This is a genomic window from Bartonella sp. SL320 (genome assembly GCF_059687635.1).
In genome coordinates this window covers 817529-833840 of sequence record NZ_CM185143.1, presented here as the reverse complement: position 1 = coordinate 833840, position 16312 = coordinate 817529, and the positions used below count along the sequence as shown (strand labels likewise).

Below are 16312 nucleotides of genomic sequence, written 5' to 3'. Positions count from 1 at the left end.
TCATCAATGACCTTTATGCCAAAAGCTTTTGAGCCGCTGCACGCGCTTCTTCAGTAATCTGTTCCCCTGCCAACATACGAGCGATTTCTTCTGCACGCTCCTGTTCTTCCATTTTATGAAGAACAGTCACAAAGCGCCCTTCATCATCACTTTCAATCTTTGAAATAAGAAAATGGCTATGCGCTTTTGACGCGACCTGGGGGGCATGCGTAATAGCAAAAACCTGAATCCTTTCCGACAACCGTTGCAACCGTTGCCCAATAGCCGCCGCAACAGCGCCCCCAGCGCCTGTATCAATTTCATCAAAAATCAATGTGGGAGCCGATCCTCGATCAGATAAAACAACTTTTAATGCTAATAAAAAACGAGACAACTCACCGCCAGAAGCCACACTAAACATCGGCCCAGCACGCGTTCCAGGATTTGTTCGCACCCAATATTCAATACGATCACACCCCTCTGCACTTCGTCTTTCAACATCTGTCTGCATTTCAACAATAAATTCCGCCTTTTCTAATTTCAATGCCGGTAACTCAGCCATTACGCTTTCAGATAAATGTTTTGCTATTTCTCGACGCTTTATTGTTAAAGCTTGTGCCAAGGTATCATAATTTTTCTTTGCCTGCTCTGCCTCATCTTCAAAACGCGTTAATGTGTTCTGAGCCTCTTCAAAATCAGCTAATTCAGCATCCATTTTATCGCGTAATTGAACCAACCCATCTGCAGAAACTTGATATTTACGCGCAAAACCTCGAAGAGCAAAAAGACGTTCTTCTATCCGTTCCAATTCATTCGGTTCAAAATCCAATGCGCGTATTGCCGCCTCAATGCCTTCTTGTGCGGTTGCAAGGGCATGCAATGCCTCATCAAGTGATTTCACTACTGGTTCAATGAGCTCTTGTGCTTCAGGAATTTTCCGTTCCAAACGCCTCACCAAATTAGACAACACTGGAATTGGTGATTTTTGACCACTTAAAAGATCATCGGCTTCTTTAATATCCGTTGCTATTTTTTCTAATTTAAGCATATCGGCACGACGAAGAGAAAGAGCATCCTCTTCTCCCACTTGAAAATCAAGTTTTTCAAGCTCTTCTACACACGCACGAAGATAATCAACCTCGCGCACAGCACTCTCTACTTTAAGACGCTGTTGTTGTAAACGTTCCTCACATTCACGCCATAGCCGATAACACTGGCGCAAATTTTCCACGTCATCTTCAAGTCCACCAAAAGCATCTAATAATTGCCGATGTGTCGCAACATCAACAAGGGCACGATCATCATGCTGTCCATGAATTTCAACCAAGTGACGACCAACACTCCGCATTAAGGAAACACTAGCCACCTGATCATTGATAAAGACACGACTCCGTCCATCACTTGATTGCACACGTCGTAGAATAATATCACCCTCATCATCAAGGCCATTCTCATGAATAATCTGACGCGCAGGGTGTGAAAGAGGAACATCAAAAACAGCCGTAACCTGCCCTTGGGTTACACCATGACGCACAAGCGAAGCATCGCCTCGCCCTCCAAGAGCCAGTGATAAAGCATCAAGCAAAATAGACTTTCCCGCCCCTGTTTCTCCAGTTAAAACCGTCAACCCCGCCGTAAAATGAATATCGAGCGTTTCGATCAACACAATATTATGAATCGAAAGCTGTACCAGCATGAGAGAATCAACGTGCCCTCTTCTTATCACGACCTAAAGCATTTGAGATCCAAGAAGACTTATGCTCCTGTGGCGATATTTTGTTCTTTTGCAAGAGATTATAAGAAAACTTATACCACTGACTTTTGGGGTAATTACGCCCTAAAATAGCAGCTGCCGTCTGTGCTTCCGCCGTTAAACCAAGAGCAAGATTAACTTCCGTTAAGCGGAAAAGCGCTTCTTCAATTTGATTGGTATCCGAATACTCTTCAACGACAGTACGAAAGCGTCTACTTGCAGCAAGATAGCGCCGCCCCTCTTCATAATAACGGCCAATCTGCATTTCTTTACCAGCCAGCTGTTCACGCCCGAAACGTATTTTATCCTTAGCATCCTTGACATATTCAGAATTTGGATAACGCTCTATAAGAAGCTGCATCGCAGCAATAGCGCGTTTCGTATCCCGTTGATCACGCGTAACATCAGGAATCCGGCGGAAGGAAGAAAGACCAATAATATAGTATGCATAAGCTGAGTCATCCGAGCCAGGATAAAGAGTAATATAGCGTTGAGCCATACTAATTGAATCATCATACTTTCCGAGTCGATAATTTGTAAAAGCTCCCATGACTAAAGACTTACGTCCCCAATCTGTATAAGCATACTGTTTTTCAATCTTCAAAAACTTCTTCGCAGCATCCGCAAGACGCCCACTCTCAAGACTAGCAAGCCCCTGATTATAAAGAACATCGGGGGGATCTATTTTTAGAACATAAGCAGATGGATCGAGAGTATTTTTCTCTTTAAAAAGACACCCTGCTAACATACAAGTGCTTCCTAAAAGAACCACCCCCAATATCTTGCGTACAGAGTTAGATTTTCTATATGCCATATTTCCAATGCACAGATGAGCTTTTTTCATAGTTTTTCCGGCCTCCACAGAATATAACCTTGTCGCAAAATAATTTATTAAAGCTTTTTATACCATATCACTTTAAAATCCACATAACTAATTTAGCCGCTTAGGTCAATCATCCCCTTAAAAATCAAATAAACAATAAAAAAATCTTATCACTTTTATTTTATTCCTTCTCTAACGAGCTTTTTTCATAATATGATTCGTCTGCCAAAACAGCTTTGACCAATTGTGCATTAATTTTATGTCCACTACAATAAGAACGAAATAATCCAATAAAAGGGGCCCCCAGCAAAGCAGTATCACCAATCGCATCAAGCATCTTGTGCCGAACACATTCATTCTCCCAATAAGGACCATTAGGATTCAAAATTTCGTCATTAAGGCCAATAACAAGAGAATTTTCTAAAGAAGCGCCTCTCGCCTTTCCAGAAAGCCGTAATTTTTCCACATCTTTGATAAAACCAAAAGTTCTCGCACGCGACAAATCATCTCGAAACCCTTGTGTGGTAAGATCAAAACTGAAATGTTGTCTACCAATAGCAGGAGAAGGAAAAGAGATCGTTATATCAAAATGCCGCCCATCAAAGGGTAAAAGCTCTGCAAAACCATGTGCTCCTTCAACCCGCAACGGTTTTTTTATAATGAAATAAGAACGATATGCATTTTGCTGGACAATGCCCGCATCTTCAAAAGCTTGGCAGTATTGCCATGCGGAACCATCTAAAATAGGAAGCTCGTTATGAGATACTTCAATAATAAGATTATCCAAATTATAAGCAGCAATGGCAGCCATCAAATGTTCAATTGTTTCAACCCTTACATCGCCCTCTCCAAGCATCGTTGATAACTCAGTTTCTCCCATTTGCGATGCATGGGCTTGAAATATTTTCGCTGTTCCGTCTAATCCACAACGCTTAAAAAGAATACCACATCCAACATCCGCTGGATAAACCTTTACCTCTGACAAACAGCCACTGTGAACGCCAATACCCTTAAATGTTACTGCTTTTTTAAGAGTAGACTGATATTTTGGCTCTAAATTCATCATATCATTTTATTGAATTGCTCTTACATCTTTTGAAATGCGTTATAAAACCATAAAAAAATATTCATAGCAAATAATAAAAACCCACTTATTATAAGCGGGTTTTTAAAAATAAAGCATTTTATAAAAAATAGCAGTATATTTTACTGTATAATTCTTAATTCATCATAAAATAAGTAATAAAATTTCTTACTTTGCCTCATCCTTTATCAATTAATTGGCTTGACGACGTAAAAATGCTGGTATTTCCAACTGATCTTCTTCACTAATAAAAGTACGCTGATCTTGTGGAACTTGCGGATGCAACTCACCAGAACGACGAGGAACATAAACAGAAGCATCTTGAGAAAGTGCCTGAGAATTTTTACTGTAAACATGAGATTCTTGCTGCTGAGACGATCTTACAGCAGGCTCTAGCCTCGCTTCCGGTTCTGCTTCCTCACGATGTGTCAAACTCTGCTTCAAACGCTGCCAAAGGTTACGAGGACCTTGATCAGTAGAAGATGTTCTTTGACTTTGTCCATGAGCAACAGGAGGAAAATCTTTTAACTCAGGCATACGCATTGGAGCACGCGTTTGCATCTGTTGAGCTTGTTTTTGTTGCACTGGTTTTTCTTTTTGCCTCACAACCCCTGTCATCTCATCAAGAACATGCGCTGTTGCCTCCATACTCACAGGAGCTGCCATAGTTTGTTGAGTAGGACGACTTACTTGCATACGTGGACCATTTAATCCCTGATCCTGCATAGTATTGGAACCATAAGCAACAGCTTTCGTCGCATTTCGTGTCGTCATTGCCTCTGCAGGTTGTGCAAAAATTTGACTTTTGGGACGGAACTGTTCTCCTGTTGGCTTACCCTTTTCTATTTCAAGTGACTCGATCACTTCTACCATTGACTCAGAACGCAAAGGCGAAGACTGAACATGAAAAGAACTGTGTGGCGTTCCAGAATCATTCTTGCGTATTGAAGAAGTCGGTCTTTGAAGCTGAGACTGAGAAGACTGAACAACATCACTAACCTCACGATCAATACCGGTAGCCACCACAGAAACACGAATGACACCTTCCAGCGACTCATCATCAATGGCGCCAAAGATCACATTCGCATCAGCATCCACTTCTTCACGAATACGATTAGCAGCTTCATCAACCTCAAAGAGAGTCATATCACGACCGCCCGTAATAGAAATCAATAAACCACGTGCTCCACGCATAGAGGTATCATCCAAAAGTGGATTGGCAATAGCCGCTTCAGCAGCAGCCAAAGCACGCCCCTCACCAGATGCCTCCCCCGTTCCCATCATAGCGCGGCCCATTTCGTGCATAACAGAACGAACATCAGCAAAATCAAGGTTAATCAAGCCCTCTTTAATCATCAAATCCGTAATGGAAGCAACTCCAGAATAAAGCACTTGGTCAGCCATAGCAAAAGCATCAGCAAATGTTGTCTTATCATTTGCAATACGGAAAAGATTTTGATTGGGAATAACAATCAATGTATCGACAGACTTTTGTAATTCTTCAATACCAGCCTCTGCCGTTTTCATACGACGTGCCCCTTCAAACTGAAATGGCTTTGTCACAACACCAACGGTCAAAATACCTTTTTCACGCGCTGCACGAGCAACAACGGGAGCAGCCCCTGTTCCAGTTCCTCCCCCCATACCAGCAGTAATAAAAACCATATGAGAATCTGCAAGATGATCGATAATTTCATCAATACATTCCTCTGCCGCGGCTTGTCCAACTTCCGGTAAAGCCCCAGCACCCAAACCTTCTGTTACAGCTGCTCCAAGCTGGATAACACGTTCAGCCTTTGACATAGCCAAAGCCTGTGCATCCGTATTGGCAACAACAAAGTCAACTCCCTGAAGACCAGCATTAATCATATTATTCACGGCATTCCCGCCACCACCTCCAACACCAAAAACGGTAATGCGTGGCTTCAATTCCGCGATATCTGGCCGATGCAGATTAATCGTCATTTTCTTTTCCTTCTCATAAGACACCGCAAGCCAAAGCGATGAAATTTATCCAACTAGACTTAACTAAAAACTCTCACGCAACCACTGACCAACACGCTGAAAATACCCACGCGTGCCCATCGATAAATGATTTCCTGCCGTCTGCATTGTTTTTTCTTCAAAACCTACCAATTGCGGATAAATTAACAATCCAACAGCAGATGTAAACGCCGCCCCTTTTGCAAGAGAAGGAAGCCTCGAAATCCCTAAAGGCCGCCCGATACGAACATTTCTTCCTAATATAGTACGTGCCATTTCTGGCAATCCTGTTAACTGGCTTGCTCCCCCAGTCAAAATAACACGCTTACCAATGACGTGACCAAAACCAGAACGATTTAAACAATCACGAACCATTTCTAAAATTTCTTCAACACGCGCACGAATGATGCGCCCAAGAACCGCGCGAGGATATTGCGTTTCACGCTGTTCACTACCAATTTCTGCTATATTAATCATTTGCCGCTCATCAGCACTTGTTAAAAGTGCTGAACCATAAACAACTTTCAAACGTTCCGCCTCTTTCAAAGACATAGAAAATCCGCGTGCAACATCAAGAGTGACATGATGCCCTCCAACAGCAAGAGCATCCGCATGAACAAATTTTCCCTCAAAAAAGACTGAACACGTTGTTGTTCCACCACCAAAATCAATACATGCAGCCCCTAAATGTGCCTCATCGTTCATCAAGACAGCAAGACCACTTGCAAAGGGAGTAGCAACCATCGCTTCAACACTCAAATGTGCACGATTAATACAAGTCTCTAAATTACGCAAAGCGGCTGTTTCTGCTGTTACCACATGCACATCGGCCCCAAATGTTTCTCCTGCCATGCCAATAGGATCAGAAATTCCTTTATCCCCATCCAAGACATAAGAAACTGGAACTGAATGCATAACATGACGTTCAGCATCAAAAGCTTTACGCGAAACATCTGAAAAGGCCATACGCATATCACGCTTGGTAACTTCACGACCATTCAAATGGATCTTTCCATGAATTAAAGCACTTTGTAATCGACTTGAGGAAAAATTCACAATCACTGAATCCACCACCAAACCAGCCATTTTTTCTGCCGCATCAACAGCCAAGCGTATTGATTGTTCTGCTGCAAACATATCCATGACAACACCAGACTTAATCCCGCGTGAACGCTGTACTCCAAAGCCTAGAATTTCCATAGAATGGGTACGACCATGTAAATAGTGTGCATGTTTTAAAGGACGCAAACAGGCAATAAGACAAACAACCTTACTTGAGCCGACATCAAGAACCGTTAAAAAACGCATTTTACGTCCCCCCTTGTGATGTGATCTGAGCAACATCATAGGTTTCCTGCCTTTCGCGCCTTTAAAATACGTTCTTCTTCTGCAACACCCGCTTCATAGTGCCCCAATGCTTCATCTGATAAAGAAACGGTAATTCGATCAGCAAGACGTAAATCAACACTGAGAATATCGCGCGATAAAAGATCTTGCATCCTACCGGACAAAACAAGAGAAGAAAGCCTTTCAAGAGCACCATTTTCAGGCAACATAACGCGCATTCCATTATCCAAAACAAGATCCCAACGCCGATCACCTACCCGCACAAAAGCACGAACACGATCATATATTTGCCGATAGACTGACAACGCTTGAATAAACGCTTTAGCAGCATTTTGTGCACCCTGCCCAACCACAAGAGGCAAATCCCGAACAACTTCTCCTTTAAAAGGCACAATGACACGTCCTGTATGATCAACAATATCCATCACACCATCATGTTGCCAAATAGCATAAGGTTCACGCTCCACGATAGAAATACGCATTCTATTGGGATAAATTTTCTGAACATTCGCCGATTGAACCCAAGCCTGTTTTTCCAAAAGAGAACGTGCTCTTTCAACATCAAAAGTGAAAATAGAAGGCGCAACATCAAGTTCTAAAATTTTCAAAATATCCTGATTTGCCAAGCGCTTATTACCGCTTATATCAACATTGCCGACCACAAAACCACTATCCGATATGATCGAATTTACGATCACAGCCATCTGGCCACTGACTGAAAGTCCATAAAAAGCCGTTACAAAGAAAAACCATACAACAGCAAAAGAGCCGAAATGACGTGGAATATGAACATTAACAAGAACAATCTCAAACATAAACCGAAGAAAACGACGATAAAGACGTGGCAAAGCCGGCACTAATAGCACCTCCATCGGACTATTTGTTTTATTAACATTCAACGCATACATGATGCGTCCTCCACCATCCATTGAACAATATCGCCGTAAGTACGGCCGCTTGCTTTTGCAATATCAGGAAGAAGGGACGTCGATGTCATACCGGGTTGCGTATTAATTTCAAGCCAAACCAATTCTCCTGTTTTCTCATTAAAACGAAAATCAGAACGGCTAACACCTCGACACCCTATTGCCTGATGGGCTGCTAAAGACATTCTTTGCACACTTTGGTAAATATTTAGTGAAAGTTTTGCAGGACAAATATGGAGAGAACCACCTGTTTTATATTTTGAGTCATAATCGTAGAATGGAAAATGTTGACTGGGAAGAATTTCACACACATCCAACACTTCATTTCCTAAAACAGCACAAGTCAATTCACGACCAGGAATATATTTTTCAACCATCACCTCATCGGCATATCCCCACTCAGATCCCCCAATATTATGCGGCGGCACAGCTTCATGTTCCTGAACAATGACAACACCAAAACTTGATCCTTCACAGACAGGTTTAATCACATAAGGAGGCTCCATGGGATGCGTTTTTCCAATAGCAAAGCGATTCATGATACGAGAAGGAGCAACACAAACTCCAACATTTGCAACAATAATTTTTGCACGTCCCTTATCCATGGCCAAAGCGGATGCCATCACACCAGAATGAGTATAAGGAATTTTTAAATATTCAAGAATCCCCTGAATACGACCATCTTCGCCAAATGGACCATGCAATGCATTGAAAGCAATATCGGGCTGCAACCGTTCAAGAACAGAAGCAATATGCGCATCAACATCTACACGGCTCACACGATATCCTTGCGTCTCAAGAACATCAGCACAAGCTGCTCCTGAAGATAAACTTACAGACCGTTCAGAAGAAAAACCTCCCATTAACACAGCTATATGTTTATCTTTCATCATAAATCACCCTCTTTCGCATACTATATGTAGTCTATATAAAACACATCTACACCACATACAGGAAAAACGAAGTTTATCCTTGCGAATCAATAACCTAGCATTTTGCATAATGAATCAGACTCAAAGGCTTGATGCAAGAGATTCTTTGTTAATTTATTGATTCTTAATAGAATTTTTTTATTATCTCTTTGAAATGACTCAATTTTTTATTTACACTTTTTTAGTGAACAATAAATCAATGAAATGGATCAAAAGGAGCAACATCTCGACCAGGCTCAAATTGACCAATACGTTCTATTTCCCATTGTAAAAGATGAGATGAATGTGCAAAAACACGCGCGCGCACTGTTTCTCCCAAAGCTTCAAGATCATATCCTGTTGCTTGCCCTGTATTAATCATAAAATTACAGTGCATTTCACTCATTTGAGCCCCCCCAATCCTCAAACCTCGACACCCTGCTTCATCAATCACGCGCCACGCAGATGTATTTTCAGGATTTTTGAAAGTTGATCCCCCTGTCTTTTCACGAATAGGTTGCACAGTTTCTCTGTGGAGAGCAACTTCATCCATAGCAGCACGGATATCATCTTTATGACCAGGTTCTCCTTCTAATAACGCAGCGGTAAAAATAAAGTCTTTAGGAATATCACAATGGCGATAAGAATAATGCATATCCTTCAAACTCAAGATATGGCGCTGTCCTTGACGATCCAGTGCATAAACCTCAATAACACGCGCTGCGGTTTCAACACCATTCGCCCCCGCATTCATTTTGAGAGCTCCACCAAGACCACCAGGAATACCATGATAAAAATGAAAACCTGCAATTTCTGCTTTTAAAGCAGCGGCAGCTAAATGTTTATCTGCCGTACCAGCACCAACTAAAAAACCCTTTGAAGAAACTTGCTGAACTTGCCCAAAATTTTTGGGCGAAAGACGAATAACAACCCCAGGAACGCCCCCATCACGCACCAAAAGATTAGAACCGATACCGACAACGGTTACAGGAACAGCTTCAGGTAATTTTTGAAGAAAGAGCGCCAAATCTTCTTCATCAACAGGCTGATAAAAAAGCTCTGCCAACCCGCCCGTGCGAAACCACGTTATCTTACGCATCTCAACATTCGGGGTAAGCTTGCCTCTGACATCACGCAACAGCGGTTGCAATTGCGCCAATAGCGCCTCACCATCAATATACTGAAACTTCATCATGACCATCAAGTCCCAACACCCCCATCAAATCCCGACAACCGATGAGGCAACGCGCAAGCCCATTGTGTGATATTGCCAGCCCCAAGAAAAACAACATAATCCTCTTCCTGAGCAAATTTTGAAACAAGAGATACAACATCTTCCAGATCATGGACCAAGCGCACATCACGATGACCAGCCATTTTAATATGCTCTACCAATTCTTGCGAACCAAATCCTACGATAGGCTCTTCACCAGCCGCATAAACAGGAGTAATCAACACGGTATCGGCATCATTAAAACAAGCAGCAAAATCATCGAATAAATGATACAAACGCGAATAACGATGGGGTTGTGCAATGGCAATAACACGCCCTTTTGCACTCTCACGTGCCGCACGCAAAACAGCCTTTATTTCCACAGGGTGATGTCCATAATCATCAAATATTTCAATACCACGCCAACTTCCTGTTCGCGTAAAACGCCGTTTTACGCCACCAAATTCTGCTAAGCCCTTCTTTATCAATTCATTTGAAATGCCAAGTTCATGCGCAATGGCTATCGCTGCTGTTGCATTGGCAACATTATGCTGTCCTGCCATGGGCAAAAGTAAATTTTTCAACTCAATCTTTCTTCCTGTCTTGCGTGACCGAATAAGAACATCAAAATATGTTTTTTGACCATCCATCGAAAGATTTAAAAAACGAACATCCGCTTGTGGATTTGCACCATAAGTAATCACCCAACGATCATCAATACGGCCTGCCAATGCTTGAACCTCTGGATGATCAAGGCACAAAACAGCAAAACCATAAAAAGGAACATTTTCTGCAAATTGTCGAAAAGCCTCACGCACAGCATCAAAACTTCCATAATGGTCTAAATGCTCAGCATCAATATTGGTAACAACAGCAATATCAGCAGGCAGCTTTAAAAATGTTCCGTCACTCTCATCTGCTTCAACAATCATCCAATCGCCCTCTCCTGTACGAGAATTCGTACCATAAGCATTAATAATGCCGCCATTAATCACCACTGGATCAAAACGGCCAGCATCAAGAAGCGCTGCAACCATTGATGTGGTCGTTGTTTTACCATGTGTACCACCCACCGCAATTGCACGTCGAAACCGCATCAGCTCCGCCAGCATTTCTGCACGTCTAACAAGCGGCAAATGTCTTTCTTTTGCAGCAATATACTCAGGATTTGTTTTTTTAACGGCAGTGGAAAAAACAACAACCTCTGCATTCCCTAAATTTTCAGCACAATGACCAATATGAATGTTAATTCCTTTTCTCCGCAAACGTTCAACATTGGCACTTTCAACTTGATCGGACCCTTGAACTTTATAGCCAAGATTATAAAAAACCTCCGCAATTCCACTCATGCCAATCCCCCCGATTCCAATAAAATGGATAACGCCTATATCAAGTGGCATCTTCATCAAAAAGCTCCTCTTTTATATCTGATAACAAGCGCCCTGCAATTAAGGCTTCAGCCATATCAGCAAGGCAACGGGTTGCATGAGGTTGCCCAGCTTTTTTTGCAGCAAGCGCTTGTTTTTCCAATAAATGGGGTGCACAACAAGCTTGCGTTAAAAGAGCAGAAAGTTTTTGTGCACTTAAATCCTTTTCTAAGACAATTTTCGCCCCCTCCACACGTGCAAGAAGAGTAGCATTGGCTGCCTGATCATGATCCAAAGCATGGGGATAGGGAATAAGCAAAGAAGGTCGACCAATTACCGCGATCTCACAAACGGATGATGCTCCAGCACGTGATAAAATGAGATGAGACCGCGCCATACGTTCAGCCATATCATCAAAAAAAGGAGCAACCTCTGCTTGAACACCCATATCATGATAGATTTTGATCAACTCTCCAACGTCACCGCGAACTTGCTGCACAATTCGTAAACGTTTACGATTTTTATCATCAAGTAAAGCAATGGCTTCTGGAACAATCTGTGAAAAAACAGAAGCCCCTTGGCTCCCCCCAAAAATCAAAAAATGAAATGGCTCATCACCTTTAGAAGACTGATAGGGAATTTCTGCCGCCTTCAGCACAGCCTCCCGGACAGGATTCCCCGTCAAAAGCATTTTATGTGCATACGCACCTTGGAGCGATAACAAACCACCAGCGATTGCACGCACAAAAATTGCCAACATCCGATTGGCACGTCCCATAACAGCATTTTGCTCATGAATAAATGTTACACGCCGCATGAGAGCTGCAATAAAAAGAGGAGGAAAGCTAGGATAGCCCCCAAAACCACCAACAAGAACAGGGCGTAATTTATAAAACAACACCAATGACTGTCTCATTCCCTTCAACAAAGTCCAAAACATCTTTATCAGAGCAAAAGGATGGCGCCTTGTAAATGTTGCCGACGAAACGACATGTATATGCTCTTCATCAAAGCTGCGGACAAAAGAGCGCGCTCTTTCATCGGTTATCAAATGAATATCATATCCACGCCCCCTTAATTCAACAGCAAGTGCTTCAGCAGGAAAAAGATGTCCACCTGTACCACCCGCCACCAAAATAATAACTTTTTTATCATTCATAAAGGTGTATCCGAGAAAGAAGAAGAAAAAGCGGAAAGGCGCGCTTCTGGCCAACGACGTGTTAAACTGAGCAAAATTCCCATTGAAAACGCAATCGCCATCATCGATGAACCGCCATAAGAAATAAACGGCAATGTCATACCTTTTGGAGGAATTAAGTGAAGATTAACGGCCATATTAATGGCTGATTGAAAACCAATCATCATGGCTATGCCCGTAATACCAAGACGCATAAAAGAATCCCGTGTATTCATGGCGATATATAATGAACGCATAACAATAAAGCCAAAAAGCATCATAATTAACAAACAAAGGATAATACCATATTCTTCAGCAGCAACAGAAAATACAAAATCTGTATGGCTATCAGGGATGATACGTTTGACTGTTCCCTCTCCAGGACCTTGTCCAAACCACCCCCCATTTAAAATAGCCTCACGCCCCACATCCACTTGAAAAGTATCTCCTTCACCGGTCAAAAAACCATCAATACGCTCACGCACATGATGGAGAAAAAAATAAGCTAAAATAATTCCTACAGCACCCAAAATGAGAAAGAGAAAAATAACCGTAAGAGGGACACCAGCAATAAAAAACAGCCCTCCCCATGTTGCACTTATTAGAAGTGTTTGTCCAATATCAGGCTGCAAAACCAGAAGCACACAACAAATAGCATAAAGTACAATCGCTAATGTGTAGCCCCCAATTCCTCTCCGCCGTATCTGTTCTGAAAAAAGCCAAGCGGACATCACGACAAAAGCCGGCTTCATAAACTCTGAAGCCTGTACAGAAAAACCAAAGAGCAAAATCCACCGACGTGCTCCCTTTAGTTCTGGACCCCAAAATAAGGTTGCAACCATAAGAGCAAGCGTTACAATGAGCAAAAGAGCACATAGGCGACGAATATTGCGAAGCGAAAAAAAAGAAATGGTAACCATCGTAAAAAATGCTGCAATGCTGAAAATGATATGCCAGCGAACAAAATAAAAACTATCAGCAATTCCGATTTTTTTTGCAATAGTGGGACTAGCAGCAAAAGAAAGCATAATGCCAATCCCCATTAAAATTAAACAAGCTGCAAAGATAGAGCGATCAATCGTCCACCACCAGTGAGCAATTGGATCTCTATCTGCACGCGTAATCATTTATATCCACCATATCCGTTTTATAAATTGTCTTAAAGTGGTAAGGTTCCCCAACCTGTTTAATAGACACTTTAAAAGCTAAATTACACAAAAAAAGATTCTGGAGTCTTAACGAAAAAAATATTTTTTTATAATTGGCCCTTCTTTTTATTATAACTGCATCACCAAAGAGGTAAATGCTTCGCCCCGTACTTCATAGTTTTTAAATTGGTCATAACTTGCACAAGCAGGTGATAAAAGAACCACTACCTCCTTTGCTCTACACCCCATAGCATCAATAGCAGCTTCACGCACCGCATTTTCCAAAGTTGAGCTCATAGAAAAGGGAAAATCAGAACCAATAATATGAGCAAATTCTTCCGCTGCACTCCCAATCAAATAAGCTTTACGAATTTTAGGAAAAAATTCTTTAAGAGACTCAATTCCTCCCTTTTTTGCTAATCCCCCAACAATCCAAAAAATATCATTAAAGGCGCAAAGTGCAGGCGCTGTTGCATCTGCATTCGTCGCCTTGCTATCATTGATAAACAAAACCGCCCCCATTTTACGCACCTGCTGCATACGGTGGGGCAATCCTTTATAGCTTGCTAAATGCTTGCTTATACAAGGATCAGTTATTTTTAAAGCCTGCAACGTTGCCAAGGCCATAAGAGCATTTTGCGCATTATGACCTCCACGCAAAGCAGCCATAGAAGCAAGATCTGCAAGCATATGCCGCTGTCCTTGACGAACAGAAAAAAGCTTGGTGCCCTCCGCATAAAAACCATTTTCAACAAAATGATCCTTAGAAATAGCCTCAATTTTATGCCCCTCGTAAAGCAACTGTTGATACAAAGTCTCACAAGCTGCATCATCAACGGAAATAAAAGCCTGAGAAGCCCGAGCAACCAGATACCTTTTGGTTTGCACATAAGAAGCAAAACTCCCATGGCGATCAATATGATCAGGTGTCAAATTCAATAAAAGTCCAATGGTTGGTTGAAGCGAAGGAGAAAGATCAATTTGAAACGATGAACATTCAATCACATAGATACGTTTTTTAATAAAAGGCTTAAGCGTCAATATCGCCTGTCCAATATTTCCTCCCATCTGCACATCATACCCCATTTTTTCCAACAAATGGGTAAGCAAAGCCGTTGTTGTCGACTTTCCATTCGTCCCCGTAATCGCAATAAAAGGAACATCCTCATCACAAAAACCAGAATACTGTAAAAAATGACGGCGTGCACGAACAAACAGTTCAATATCACCGATAATTTCTATATTTGCTTGACGTGCTTTTTCAACGACCCAATGCGGTTGCGGATAATTTAAAGGCACACCCGGAGCGAGAATCAAGGCAACAAATTCTGACCAATCCTCATCATGAAGATCTCTTGTTGGAATATTTTGCTGAAAAGCTTCTTGCACGCTTGCAGGATTATCATCCCATGCCACCACTTCTGCACCGCCACAAATCAATGCTTGTGCCGTTGCTAATCCAGACTTGCCTAATCCAAATAGAGCAACTTTTTCCCCCTTATAACACGTAACAGAAATCAAAATCTCACCGCAATTTAAGTGTTGAAAGACCAATGAGAGCAAGAACAATTGAAATAATCCAAAAGCGTATCACCACTTGGCTTTCAGTCCAGCCTTTTTTCTCAAAATGATGATGGATCGGTGCCATAAGAAACACGCGTTTTCTTGTCAATTTGAAATAACCAACCTGAATAACGACCGAAAAAGCTTCCACAACAAAAAGCCCTCCAATAAGAGCTAAAACAATTTCATGCTTCGTAGCAACCGCAACAGTCCCCAATAATCCCCCAAGAGCCAACGAGCCGGTATCTCCCATAAAAATAGCTGCAGGCGGTGCATTAAACCATAAAAAGCCAAGTCCTGCTCCAACAACAGCGCCTAATAAAACAGCCAGCTCACCTGTTCCCGATACATAGTGTATTTGCAGATAATCAGCAAAATTCATATTACCACAAAGATAAGCAATCAGAGCAAAAGATAAGGCTGCAACCATCACAGGAACAATAGCCAGCCCATCAAGTCCATCCGTCACATTAACCGCATTCCCCGTCGCGACAATGACAAAAGCAGAAAAAGGAATAAAAAACCAACCCAAATTAATAAGATAATCTTTCAAAAAAGGTAAAGCAAACCCCGATGAGCCAATTTGCAGGATGACAAAAGCCGCAATTGCGGCAACAATAAACTCCAAGCTTAACCGCGCTTTCCCAGAAAATCCTTTCTCTGTTTGTTTTGTGACCTTAAGATAATCGTCATAAAACCCAATGGCTCCAAAAGAAAGCATAACCAAGAGCGATACCCAAAAGTAAATATTCGATAAATTACACCACAAAAATGCTGATACCATAATGCCGGTCAAAATCATTAATCCACCCATTGTAGGTGTTCCAGCCTTTTTAAAATGCGTTTGAGGACCATCGGCACGAATGGGTTGCCCTTTGCCTTGCCTCAATTTAAGAGACGCAATGATGCTAGGTCCAAACAAAAACACAATAAGCCCCGATGTCAGCATCGCTGCTATCGTGCGAAAAGTAATGTAACGGAAAACATTCACACCTGGAAGCCAATCACTAAACGAAGAAAAAAACAGCATCATGGGAG

Annotated in this window: 13 protein-coding genes; all 13 read right to left on the bottom strand. The window is 41.9% G+C overall.

Annotation, left to right across the window (positions count from 1 at the left end):
* Positions 1–13 precede the first annotated feature (13 nt).
* Entirely contained in the window at positions 14–1675 is a 1662-nt protein-coding gene (gene recN, locus AC6ER8_RS03290; protein WP_497079294.1) for a DNA repair protein RecN, read from the bottom strand.
* Positions 1676–1682: 7 nt separating this feature from the next.
* Positions 1683–2576, bottom strand: coding sequence for an outer membrane protein assembly factor BamD (locus AC6ER8_RS03285; protein ID WP_497079292.1), 894 nt, complete (start codon positions 2574–2576; stop codon positions 1683–1685).
* Between the two features lie 160 nt (positions 2577–2736).
* Entirely contained in the window at positions 2737–3621 is an 885-nt protein-coding gene (gene lpxC / locus AC6ER8_RS03280; protein ID WP_497079290.1) for a UDP-3-O-acyl-N-acetylglucosamine deacetylase, read from the bottom strand.
* Positions 3622–3831: 210 nt separating this feature from the next.
* On the bottom strand, positions 3832–5604 hold the full coding sequence (gene ftsZ / locus AC6ER8_RS03275) for a cell division protein FtsZ (RefSeq protein WP_497079288.1): 1773 nt from the start codon (positions 5602–5604) through the stop codon (positions 3832–3834).
* A 63-nt stretch (positions 5605–5667) separates the two neighbouring features.
* The gene (ftsA, locus tag AC6ER8_RS03270; protein ID WP_497079286.1) at positions 5668–6969 is read right to left on the bottom strand and encodes a cell division protein FtsA; all 1302 of its coding nucleotides are present in this window, start codon (positions 6967–6969) and stop codon (positions 5668–5670) included.
* On the bottom strand, positions 6966–7877 hold the full coding sequence (locus AC6ER8_RS03265) for a cell division protein FtsQ/DivIB (protein ID WP_497079284.1): 912 nt from the start codon (positions 7875–7877) through the stop codon (positions 6966–6968). Before AC6ER8_RS03265 ends, ftsA begins: the two co-directional genes overlap by 4 nt.
* On the bottom strand, positions 7865–8785 hold the full coding sequence (locus AC6ER8_RS03260) for a D-alanine--D-alanine ligase (protein ID WP_497079587.1): 921 nt from the start codon (positions 8783–8785) through the stop codon (positions 7865–7867). Before AC6ER8_RS03260 ends, AC6ER8_RS03265 begins: the two co-directional genes overlap by 13 nt.
* A gap of 238 nt (positions 8786–9023) precedes the next feature.
* Complete coding sequence (gene murB, locus AC6ER8_RS03255; RefSeq protein WP_497079283.1) at positions 9024–10001, bottom strand: UDP-N-acetylmuramate dehydrogenase; 978 nt, start codon at positions 9999–10001, stop codon at positions 9024–9026.
* A 5-nt stretch (positions 10002–10006) separates the two neighbouring features.
* Positions 10007–11425: a UDP-N-acetylmuramate--L-alanine ligase gene (gene murC, locus AC6ER8_RS03250; protein WP_497079281.1), complete on the bottom strand. Its 1419-nt coding sequence runs from the start codon at positions 11423–11425 to the stop codon at positions 10007–10009.
* Entirely contained in the window at positions 11409–12545 is a 1137-nt protein-coding gene (gene murG / locus AC6ER8_RS03245) for an undecaprenyldiphospho-muramoylpentapeptide beta-N-acetylglucosaminyltransferase (protein ID WP_497079279.1), read from the bottom strand. The genes murC and murG overlap by 17 nt, the downstream gene beginning before the upstream one ends.
* Positions 12542–13690: an FtsW/RodA/SpoVE family cell cycle protein gene (locus AC6ER8_RS03240; RefSeq protein WP_497079277.1), complete on the bottom strand. Its 1149-nt coding sequence runs from the start codon at positions 13688–13690 to the stop codon at positions 12542–12544. Before AC6ER8_RS03240 ends, murG begins: the two co-directional genes overlap by 4 nt.
* A gap of 150 nt (positions 13691–13840) precedes the next feature.
* Positions 13841–15232 carry a UDP-N-acetylmuramoyl-L-alanine--D-glutamate ligase gene (gene murD, locus AC6ER8_RS03235; protein WP_497079275.1) on the bottom strand — a complete coding sequence of 464 codons (1392 nt, stop codon included), beginning with the start codon at positions 15230–15232 and terminating at the stop codon, positions 13841–13843.
* A gap of 4 nt (positions 15233–15236) precedes the next feature.
* Positions 15237–16307 (bottom strand): phospho-N-acetylmuramoyl-pentapeptide-transferase, encoded by a 1071-nt coding sequence (gene mraY / locus AC6ER8_RS03230; protein WP_497074545.1) that lies wholly within the window; start codon positions 16305–16307, stop codon positions 15237–15239.
* Between the last annotated feature and the right edge of the window lie 5 nt (positions 16308–16312).

What these genes read in the sequence shown, in the direction of transcription:
- recN (WP_497079294.1), bottom strand. Translation starts at nt 1,675, where the DNA reads ATGCTGGTACAGCTTTCGATTCATAATATTGTGTTGATCGAAACGCTC.
- AC6ER8_RS03285 (WP_497079292.1), bottom strand. Translation starts at nt 2,576, where the DNA reads ATGAAAAAAGCTCATCTGTGCATTGGAAATATGGCATATAGAAAATCT.
- lpxC (WP_497079290.1), bottom strand. Translation starts at nt 3,621, where the DNA reads ATGATGAATTTAGAGCCAAAATATCAGTCTACTCTTAAAAAAGCAGTA.
- ftsZ (WP_497079288.1), bottom strand. Translation starts at nt 5,604, where the DNA reads ATGACGATTAATCTGCATCGGCCAGATATCGCGGAATTGAAGCCACGC.
- ftsA (WP_497079286.1), bottom strand. Translation starts at nt 6,969, where the DNA reads ATGATGTTGCTCAGATCACATCACAAGGGGGGACGTAAAATGCGTTTT.
- AC6ER8_RS03265 (WP_497079284.1), bottom strand. Translation starts at nt 7,877, where the DNA reads ATGTATGCGTTGAATGTTAATAAAACAAATAGTCCGATGGAGGTGCTA.
- AC6ER8_RS03260 (WP_497079587.1), bottom strand. Translation starts at nt 8,785, where the DNA reads ATGAAAGATAAACATATAGCTGTGTTAATGGGAGGTTTTTCTTCTGAA.
- murB (WP_497079283.1), bottom strand. Translation starts at nt 10,001, where the DNA reads ATGATGAAGTTTCAGTATATTGATGGTGAGGCGCTATTGGCGCAATTG.
- murC (WP_497079281.1), bottom strand. Translation starts at nt 11,425, where the DNA reads ATGAAGATGCCACTTGATATAGGCGTTATCCATTTTATTGGAATCGGG.
- murG (WP_497079279.1), bottom strand. Translation starts at nt 12,545, where the DNA reads ATGAATGATAAAAAAGTTATTATTTTGGTGGCGGGTGGTACAGGTGGA.
- AC6ER8_RS03240 (WP_497079277.1), bottom strand. Translation starts at nt 13,690, where the DNA reads ATGATTACGCGTGCAGATAGAGATCCAATTGCTCACTGGTGGTGGACG.
- mraY (WP_497074545.1), bottom strand. Translation starts at nt 16,307, where the DNA reads ATGATGCTGTTTTTTTCTTCGTTTAGTGATTGGCTTCCAGGTGTGAAT.